Here is a 6,397-nt window from a genome sequence, read left to right on the forward strand (position 1 = left end):
GGTGATTTTGAGAGTAAAAATGGAATATTTCATTGTGACAAATGACGATTTATCAAGGTAATGAAAAAAATAGCTATTTATGCCAATTAATACTTGAGATTTTAGGCTGAAAAACTAACTATGGATAAATACATTTTTAGTGAATACATGGAGAGTGATTTGTGATGAAAGTAGGTCTAGTTGGTTGGCGTGGCATGGTTGGCTCTGTTCTTATGCAACGTATGGTTGAAGAGAAAGATTTTGACCTAATTGAACCGGTATTTTTTAGCACTTCTCAAATTGGCATTCCAGCGCCTAGCTTAGGCAAAGAAGCTGGTCTGTTGCAGGATGCATTTGATATTGATAGCTTAAAACAGCTTGATGCCATTATTACCTGCCAAGGTGGTGGTTATACGGAGAAAGTTTATCCGGCACTACGTCAAGCGGGTTGGAAAGGCTATTGGATTGATGCAGCTTCGACTTTGCGTATGGATGCTGATTCTATTATTACTCTCGATCCTGTTAACTTGGCTCAAATTCAGCAAGGCATTCATTCAGGAACCAATACCTTTGTAGGCGGTAACTGTACAGTCAGCCTGATGCTAATGGCATTAGGTGGTTTGTATGAGAAGGGTATGATTGAGTGGATGAGCGCAATGACCTATCAAGCTGCTTCAGGTGCTGGTGCGAAGAATATGCGCGAGCTGATCTCTCAAATGGGTGTGGTTAACGACAGTGTGAGTTCTGAGTTGGCTAATCCATCAAGCTCTATTTTAGATATTGATCGTAAAGTCGCAGAAACGCTTCGCTCATCATCATTCCCTACCGATCAATTTGGTGTACCGCTAGCGGGATCATTAATTCCTTGGATTGATGTGAAACGTGAAAATGGTCAGAGTAAAGAAGAGTGGAAAGCTGGGGTTGAAGCGAACAAGATCCTTGGCTTAGATGGTGCTCCAATCCCTATCGATGGTACTTGTGTACGTATCGGTGCCATGCGCTGCCATGCGCAGGCGTTGACGATTAAACTTAAGCAAGATGTGCCAATGGATGAGATTGAAGAGATTATCGCAACGCACAATGAGTGGGTAAAGGTTATTCCTAATGAGCGTGATATTACTGCTCAAGAGCTAACACCAGCGAAAGTAACAGGCACAATGTCCGTTCCTGTTGGACGTTTGCGTAAAATGTCGATGGGTAATGATTTCCTCAATGCCTTTACTGTTGGTGACCAACTGCTATGGGGTGCTGCGGAACCTCTACGTCGTACATTGCGTATTATCTTAGCTGAGAAAGCATAATACACGCTTAATTAGCGACAACAAATGATGCAAATAGAGCTGGTTCATTCACTTTCTTATTAGAAAGAGGTTGAACTGGCTCTTTTTATTTGTGCTCTTTTTCGACCACACGCTGATCTGGGTGGGCGAGTTCGCTGCCACAAAATTTGCAATACAACGCATCACTTTCATGACCTGCTTTTGAACAATTAGGGCATTTTACCAGTTGCTTATGCATGGTCATCTGCTGATTTAACTCTGAAGTAATGATCCCAGTGGGAACAGCGAGAATCGAGTAGCCTAATAGCATCGTTAGCGCTGCAATCCCTTGCCCTAGAGGAGTTTGTGGGGTGAGATCACCATAGCCAACCGTTGTAATCGTCACAATCGCCCAGTAAATGCTTTGCGGTATACTCGTGAAGCCATTATCAGGTCCTTCAATCACAAAGACTAATGATCCAAAGAGTAAAACAAGCACGCCAACATTAATAAAAAAGATAAATATTTTACGGCGAGATGATAATAAAGAGCGTAATAATAAATTGGAATCTTGTAGGTAGCGAACGAGTTTCAATACTCTAAAGATCCGCATCACTCGTAATGCACGAATAATACCCATATAAGAAGCAGCAGGAAAGAAGAAGGCGAGGTAGGTTGGCAGTATTGCGAGTAAATCGACAATGCCATAAAAACTTTTCACATAAGAGGTTGGTCTGGGTGAACAGTAAAGCCTTGCTAGGTATTCAATCGTAAATAATAGAGTAAAGCCGTATTCTAAATAGGTAAGCAATGATTGCCATTCAGCTTTTACACTAGGAATCGAGTCAAGGGTTAGTACAATTAAAGAAGCAAGAATAGAAATGATTAAGGCAATATCAAAAATTCGCCCAGCTTTGGTGTGAGTGCCAAAAATAATGATATAGAGGCGGTGTTTCAATGAGTCTTCAGTCATCGGCATGCTTAAAAATGGATTATGATGTGATTTTAACAAAACCACATCATATTAGTAACGTTATTATCCAGCTAACCCAGGAAATAAGCTACGCAGACCACTGGCAATAAATTCAATACCTAAAGCGCCAAGGATCAGACCCATGATACGGGTGATGATGTTGATCCCTGTTTGACCAAGAAAACGAACAATCAAAGGTGCAGAGCGAAATAGCAGCCAGCCACATAATGCAAAAGCGACAATACTAATGATTATACCGACAGTATCTCCGATCGTTGGGTAACGAGAACCATAGACGATGGTTGAGCTGATTGCACCCGGTCCAGCCATTAAAGGCATAGCCAGTGGTACTACGCCGATTTGCTCTCGGCTGACATATTCAGATTTTTCTTGTTTGTTTTGTTTCACCTCACCTAATTTACCATTCATCATAGAAAATGCGATGCTTAGTAAAAGTAGCCCACCTGCGACTCTAAATGAATCAAGAGAGATGCTAAACATATCGAGTAGTATTTGTCCCATAAGTAAAGAGACGATCAAAATAACGGCAACGGCAAAGTTAGCTGTTGCTGCTGTTTTATTTTTGTCTTCTGGGGACATATTAGCCGTCAATGACACAAAAACAGGCATGATACCAATCGGGTTAACCGTTGCGACAAGCCCTAAAAAAAATTGTAGAAAGATAGTGATTTCAAATGTGTTCATCGCAGACTTTATCCATTTTTGCTGAATTAATGAGTAGGAAATTAACCAACGTGCAATCGCCATGGTATTTAGAGGCGTAATGTAAAACAGTTCTGTCAAAATCGCGAATGAAAAAAATTAACGAATAGAAGACGTTTAAGATAGAAAAACTAATTCAATATGCCAAATGTGATATTTTTGTATTATGTATTACAAATAAGCGTTGTAAGTTTGTTGTTTCAAAATGAATGTTATCTGGATCTCATTTTTTATATACAAGGCAGAATTTATAAAAAAATTGATGTACAAAACAATAATCAAGTAGCACGATTTTTCCGATGAACATGTAATTTTATGTCTGTAAGTGAAATTTATTTACAGTTTGTGTGATTTTCTTTGTATTTTGTGTTTTTTCTATATTTTTGTTTTTTTGTTTTTGTTGTTTATTTTCAGTGCTTTATGGTTTTTTGTGATTGATGGCTACCTCTAAGTGGGTAATTTTTTTTTCATAACTGATCTGAGTCAATTTATTTCATACCTTGAAATATTATACTCACTATCGAAAGCTATTTAGTAAGAATCACTATTTAGATAAGCTTCTGGGTATTTGAGCTTTGTAGTGGGTTTGTTAAAAAGTTTTTAATTTATTTATTTTAGGAGTTCCATTATGCCTGTAACTAACTTAGCTGAACTAGATGCTCTCGTAGCACGCGTTAAAGCAGCACAAGAAGAGTTCTCGACTTTTTCTCAAGAAAAAGTCGATGCTATCTTTCGTGCAGCATCTCTAGCAGCCAACCAAGCTCGTATCCCTCTAGCGCAACAAGCGGTAGCAGAGTCTGGAATGGGTATTGTTGAAGATAAGGTAATCAAAAACCACTTTGCTTCAGAATTTATCTACAACAAATACAAAGATGAAAAAACGTGTGGCATTCTTGAAGAAAATGAAGAATTCGGCACGATGACTATCGCTGAACCTGTTGGTATCATTTGTGGTATCGTTCCAACAACGAACCCTACATCAACAGCGATCTTTAAGTCTCTTATTTCACTTAAAACTCGTAACGGTATTATTTTCTCGCCACACCCACGTGCTAAAAACTCAACGAACGATGCCGCTAAACTGGTTCTTGATGCAGCAGTAGCTGCGGGTGCACCAAAAGACATCATCGGTTGGATCGACCAACCATCTGTAGAGCTTTCTAACGCACTTATGAAACACGATGGTATTGCTCTTATCCTTGCAACTGGTGGTCCAGGCATGGTTAAAGCTGCATACTCTTCAGGTAAGCCAGCTATCGGTGTTGGTGCAGGTAACGTTCCTGTTGTTATCGATGAAACAGCGGATATCAAGCGTGCTGTTGCTTCTGTTCTTATGTCTAAAACATTCGATAACGGTGTAGTTTGTGCTTCTGAGCAAGCAGTCATCGTTATGGATGAGGTTTACGACGAAGTTAAAGAGCGTTTCGCTTCTCATAAAGGTTATGTTTTATCTAAATCTGAAGCAGATAAAGTACGTAAAGTGCTGCTAATTGATGGTGCACTAAACGCGAAAATCGTTGGTCAACCAGCTCCAGCTATCGCTGAAATGGCAGGCGTTAAAGTTCCTGCTGATACTAAGATCCTAGTTGGTGAAGGCCTTGGTGAAGTTTCTTACGATGATGAATTTGCTCATGAGAAACTATCTCCAACACTAGGTATGTTCCGTGCATCTTCATTTGAAAATGCCGTAGAACAAGCCGTTAAAATGGTTGAAATTGGTGGTATCGGTCACACATCTGGTCTATACACAAACCAAGACGTAAATGCAGATCGTATTCGTTACTTCGGTGACAAAATGAAGACGGCACGTATCCTTGTAAACATCCCAACGACTCACGGTGGTATCGGTGATCTTTACAACTTTAACGTTGCACCTTCTCTAACTCTTGGTTGTGGTTCATGGGGTGGTAACTCTATCTCTGAGAACGTAGGTCCTAAGCACCTTATCAACAAGAAAACTGTAGCGAAGCGAGCTGAAAATATGTTATGGCACAAACTACCTAAGTCTATCTACTTCCGTCGTGGTAGCCTTCCAATCGCAATGAGTGATCTAGAAGGTAAGAAACGCGCATTCCTAGTAACTGACCGTTTCTTGTTCAACAATGGTTATGCAGACGAAGTTGTTAAACTTCTTAAAGCTCAAGGTATCGAAGTTCAAACTTTCTTCGATGTAGAAGCGGATCCAACACTGTCTGTTGTTGAGAAGGGTGCTGAAGCAATGAAGAGCTTCCAACCTGACGTTATCCTAGCTCTAGGTGGCGGTTCTCCAATGGATGCTGCTAAGATCATGTGGGTAATGTACGAGCACCCAGAAACTCACTTTGAAGAACTAGCAATGCGCTTTATGGATATCCGTAAACGTATTTACAAGTTCCCTAAAATGGGTCAAAAAGCTGAGCTAGTATGTATCACAACAACATCTGGTACTGGTTCTGAAGTAACACCATTTGCGGTTGTTACTGATGATAAAACAGGTGCTAAGTACCCACTAGCGGATTACGAACTAACGCCACAAATGGCAATCGTTGATGCTAACCTTGTGATGAACATGCCTAAGTCGCTAACAGCATTTGGTGGTTACGATGCAGTCACTCACGCACTAGAAGCTTACGTATCAGTTCTTGCAAATGAATACTCAGATGGTCAAGCACTACAAGCACTTAAGATGCTAAAAGAGTACTTACCATCAAGCTACGCGAACGGTGCAAATGACCCAATCGCTCGTGAGAAAGTACACAATGCAGCAACGATTGCTGGTATTGCGTTTGCGAATGCTTTCCTAGGTGTATGTCACTCAATGGCTCACAAAGTGGGTGCTGAGTTCCACGTACCACACGGTCTTGCTAACGCACTACTTATCTCAAACGTTGTACGTTACAACGCGAACGATAACCCAACGAAGCAAACAGCATTCTCTCAGTACGCAAGCCCACAAGCTCGTCGTCGTTACGCTGAAGTTGCAGACCACCTAGGTCTTAGCCAAGCTGGTGACCGCACTGCTCAGAAGATTGAACGTCTACTAGCATGGTTAGAAGAACTGAAAATTGCTCTAGATATCCCGCTATCAATTCAAGCCGCTGGTGTACCAGAAGCTGATTTCCTAGCGCAACTAGACCAACTATCTGTTGAAGCGTTCGATGACCAATGTACAGGTGCTAACCCACGTTACCCACTAATCAGTGAGTTAAAAGAAGTACTAACGGCTTCTTACTACGGTAAGGCATTTGTTGAAGGCGAAACGTTTGAAGGCACTACAGTAATTAAAAAGACTGAAGAGCCAAAAGCAAAGAAAGCGAAAAAATAACCTAGATTCTTAATGGAATAATGAGATATTTTCGCTAGCACGTAGATGTCTTAGCTAGAAATTAAAAGCCCCGCGAATTGATTAGCGGGGCTTTTTTTATGCTTCATCACTAATGTAAGCGGTATAACTTGTAGAGAGTTATACCAATTACATTAATTT

At 40.6% G+C, this 6,397-nt stretch carries 4 protein-coding genes; 2 read left to right on the forward strand and 2 right to left on the reverse strand.

What is annotated here, in order from left to right:
* Positions 1–164: 164 nt before the first annotated feature.
* Positions 165–1,280, forward strand: coding sequence for an aspartate-semialdehyde dehydrogenase (gene asd / locus BCU68_RS14110; protein WP_102565397.1), 1,116 nt, complete (start codon positions 165–167; stop codon positions 1,278–1,280).
* 85 nt (positions 1,281–1,365) lie between these two features.
* Here asd and BCU68_RS14115 read toward each other — a convergent pair whose 3' ends face one another.
* Complete coding sequence (locus tag BCU68_RS14115) at positions 1,366–2,211, reverse strand: ion transporter (RefSeq protein ID WP_102565398.1); 846 nt, start codon at positions 2,209–2,211, stop codon at positions 1,366–1,368.
* Positions 2,212–2,274: 63 nt separating this feature from the next.
* Positions 2,275–2,916, reverse strand: a complete 642-nt coding sequence (locus BCU68_RS14120) for a YchE family NAAT transporter (RefSeq protein ID WP_102565400.1) — start codon at positions 2,914–2,916, stop codon at positions 2,275–2,277.
* A gap of 646 nt (positions 2,917–3,562) precedes the next feature.
* Between BCU68_RS14120 and adhE the strand changes: the two genes are divergently transcribed.
* Positions 3,563–6,238, forward strand: a complete 2,676-nt coding sequence (gene adhE, locus BCU68_RS14125) for a bifunctional acetaldehyde-CoA/alcohol dehydrogenase (RefSeq protein ID WP_102565399.1) — start codon at positions 3,563–3,565, stop codon at positions 6,236–6,238.
* Positions 6,239–6,397: the final 159 nt, after the last annotated feature.

It is taken from the genome of Vibrio sp. 10N.286.49.B3 (assembly GCF_002873395.1).
Lineage (GTDB): Bacteria > Pseudomonadota > Gammaproteobacteria > Enterobacterales > Vibrionaceae > Vibrio.